The following is a 2,927-nucleotide window of genomic DNA, read 5'->3' as shown; positions in this document are numbered from 1 at the left end:
CTTCGATCTCGGCCATCTTGGTGGCGTTGAGCTGGGCATAGTTTTCGGCACCGATCCGGTCGTGCAGTTCAAGCTGGGTTTCGAGGAAGTCGATATGGCCTTCTTCGTCCGCCATCAGCTCTTCAAACAGCTTTTGCGTGACGTAGTCCCCCGCTTTGTTGCAGGCTTCGCGGGCTTCCTTGTAAAGCGCGCGGGCGTCCACTTCGGCGGCAAGGTCGCATTCGAGGGTCTCTTTCGGCGTCTGGCCGATCCGCAGCGGGTCAAGCTTCTGCAGGTTCGGGTGGCCGCCGAGGAACAGAATCCTTTCAATCAATTTGTCCGCGTGCTGCATCTCCTCGATGCTTTCTTCGCGGCTTTTCTTGGCCATGCTGCCCAGGCCCCAATCGTCCTGCAGCCGGTAGTGCAGCCAATACTGGCTGACCGCGGTCAGCTCATGGCGCAGCGCTTTGTTGAGATAGTCGATGACCTTGGCGTCGCCCTTCATTACTTTTCTCCCGAATTGATGCTGCGCCTAAATTTGCAAGCTGCGCAGGTACTTCCAGATTACTGCTGGAACGCATCGTGTCGAGGAAAAGAGGCATGCAACCGCCGCAATCGGCGGCTTTCCCCAGGGCGTGATAGATCTTGCCCGGAGTGATTATCGTTTCGGGATCAGCATTTCGCATCCAGTCGATAGCGGCGCGGATGTCGTGGTCCGATATCTGTGTGCAGTGGCAAACGATCATGCGGTTCGCGTCCTTGCCCGGCGGCCTGAATGGCCAAGTGATTCCGTTGGGAAATATATCCGACAGATTTGCTGGGGATTCAAGGTTTTTCCAGAGTAAAATACTTGGGATTGCAGCGTGAGGCAGCATCCCGCCTGCAAGACGGGGCCGCAGAAACCGCGGCCCGCCGTTGCCAGCTGCCGGGGTTCCTACTGGAAAACCGCAGAGGGGTTGTCGAGGCTGTCGGAGCCTTCGATGGCAACGCCGCCGAGATCCAGGGTGGCTACCACCCGCTCGATCGAGCGGGTCTGGTCGATCAGCCCGTTGACGCCGCCCATCACCAGCGCTTCGCCGGCTTTGTTGCCCCGGGCCAGCATCTGGTCATAAGACAGGCCTGCTTCGGCGGCGGTCTTGATGCGTCCAAGCGCGCGCATGGTGGTGGACAGCTTGCTGCGCATCTCGGCGTCCAGGCCGGCGTCCTTGGCGGCAACCAGGTCCGACAGAGACGCGCCGGAGACCAGCTCGCCGTTCGCCCGCACATATTCGCCCAGATAGACATTCTGCACGCCGAGGCCGTCGTAGTAGTGGCTGTTGTGGGTGTTGTCGGAGAAGCAATCATGCTCTTCCTCCGGGTCGTTCAGCATCAGGCCCAGGCGCATCCGCTCCCCCGCCTGTTCGCCATAGGACAGCGACCCCATGCCGGTCAGCATGGCGGTGATGCCGGCGTTTTCGTCGGCCAGCAGCGCAGTGCGGGCGTCGCCCCCGGCCCCCCATTGCGCGGCGATCCACTCCAGGTCGGAGATCAGCAAATCGGTGGCCGCCTGCAGGTATTCGCCGCGGCGGCCGCAGTTGCCGCCGGTGCAGGCATCGCCGACGGCATAGTCGGTCCAGGCGCGGTCGCCGGCGCCATGTTCGGTGCCCTTCAGATCCTGGCCCCAGAGCAGGAATTCGATGGCGTGGTAACCGGTGGCCACATTGGCCTCGACACCATCAGCCTCGTGCAGGGCGCCTTCCAGCAGTTCGGGGGTGATCTTGGCGGCGTCGATCGCCTTGCCCGACAGCTCGAAGCTGGGGGTGGCGATCACGTTCAGCGCCGCCAGGGTGTTTTCGTCACTCGGCCCGCCATAGGAGGCGTCGACATAATCGATCAGGCCCTCGTCCAGCGGCCAGGCGTTCACCTTGCCTTCCCAGTCATCCACGATGGCATTGCCGAACCGGAACACTTCGGATTGCTGATAGGGCACGCGGGCGGCGATCCAGGCGCTGCGCGCAGCTTCCAGGTTTTCGGGCGACGGCTGCGCAATCAGTGTATCGACGGCGGCTTTCAGCAGCTGCGCGGTGGCCAGGCTGTCCTGGTATTTGGCCTCGGCGATATTGGCGTAATTGGTCAGCACGTCTGTCTTGCCGGAGGCGGCGGCGGCGGTGGCGCCAAAGGCGAGACCGGCAAGGGCAGTGCCCGTGAGAAACAGGGATTTCATCAGCTAAGTCCTTAGGTCTGTATTCAATTCAGTGAAGCGTTGCGGTGGCGGGCCGGGCCGGTTGCAGCGGCGGGCGCGGCGCCATGATCTGCTGCATCAGCAAGCCGCAATCGGACGCCAGCCGCGTCAGCTCGGAGGCTTTGCGCGGCGTCACAAGCAGCGCGGCAAGGATCTGCGCATCGCCCCGCTGCCCCTCGGCCGCGGAGGCCAGCAGGTTGGCAAAGCAGTTTTCATCCGCGCCCAGGCATTTGCAGGTCATGCCGTGGCGCACCAGCGGGCGGCGGCCATGGGCGGCGCAGAAATTGCAAAGAGAGCCAAAGGCCTCAAACGCGGCTTCGGCCATTTCCGGGCCGAAGTTCACCTCGAAGTCCCGGCGCATCCGGTCGCGGGTCTCGGCCCCGGAAAACCAGTGCCGCAGATAGATCACCGCGCCGGCTTCCAGCGGCGGCAGCTCGGACAGGGTGCCGACGGTCACGCCGCCGCGGGGAGAGGGGTGCGCAGTGCTCATGCCGGTCAGCTCACTTGGTCAGGATCAGCTTGCCTGCGCGGGTGATGCGCAGCGAATAGATCTGCCCGTTCAGCAGAATGCGGGCCTGCGCGCCGCCGCGGGTCAGATCCACGGCGTGGTAGGTGGGGAAAACTTCGGTGGTTGCGGTGGTCGGCACCGGCTTGGAGGCAATCTGGTTCATATCTTTCGCCCATTGCTGAATTCCGCCCTGTCCAGAAGCCATTCCAGACAAAAACC

The 2,927-nt window shown here is 63.1% G+C and carries 5 protein-coding genes; all 5 read right to left on the bottom strand.

The window, feature by feature from the left end; all coding sequences use genetic code 11:
• Nucleotides 1-484, bottom strand: a 484-nt coding sequence (gene bfr / locus VOI29_RS23710; protein ID WP_323784254.1) for a bacterioferritin, incomplete at its 3' end; no start/stop codon positions are given.
• Nucleotides 432-725, bottom strand: coding sequence for a (2Fe-2S)-binding protein (locus VOI29_RS23705; protein WP_323784258.1), 294 nt, complete (start codon nucleotides 723-725; stop codon nucleotides 432-434). The genes VOI29_RS23705 and bfr, both read right to left, overlap by 53 nt.
• 188 nt (nucleotides 726-913) lie before the next feature.
• Nucleotides 914-2,182, bottom strand: coding sequence for an imelysin family protein (locus VOI29_RS23700; RefSeq protein ID WP_323784252.1), 1,269 nt, complete (start codon nucleotides 2,180-2,182; stop codon nucleotides 914-916).
• 28 nt (nucleotides 2,183-2,210) lie between these two features.
• Nucleotides 2,211-2,690 carry a hypothetical protein gene (locus tag VOI29_RS23695; RefSeq protein WP_323784250.1) on the bottom strand — a complete coding sequence of 160 codons (480 nt, stop codon included), beginning with the start codon at nucleotides 2,688-2,690 and terminating at the stop codon, nucleotides 2,211-2,213.
• Between the two features lie 10 nt (nucleotides 2,691-2,700).
• Complete coding sequence (gene hemP, locus VOI29_RS23690; RefSeq protein ID WP_323784256.1) at nucleotides 2,701-2,871, bottom strand: hemin uptake protein HemP; 171 nt, start codon at nucleotides 2,869-2,871, stop codon at nucleotides 2,701-2,703.
• Nucleotides 2,872-2,927 lie beyond the last annotated feature (56 nt).

The sequence above is a fragment of the Leisingera sp. genome (genome assembly GCF_034669605.1).
GTDB lineage: Bacteria > Pseudomonadota > Alphaproteobacteria > Rhodobacterales > Rhodobacteraceae > Leisingera.
The sequence above is the reverse complement of the archived record's forward strand: the minus strand, read 5'-3'. Positions and strand labels throughout refer to the sequence as shown.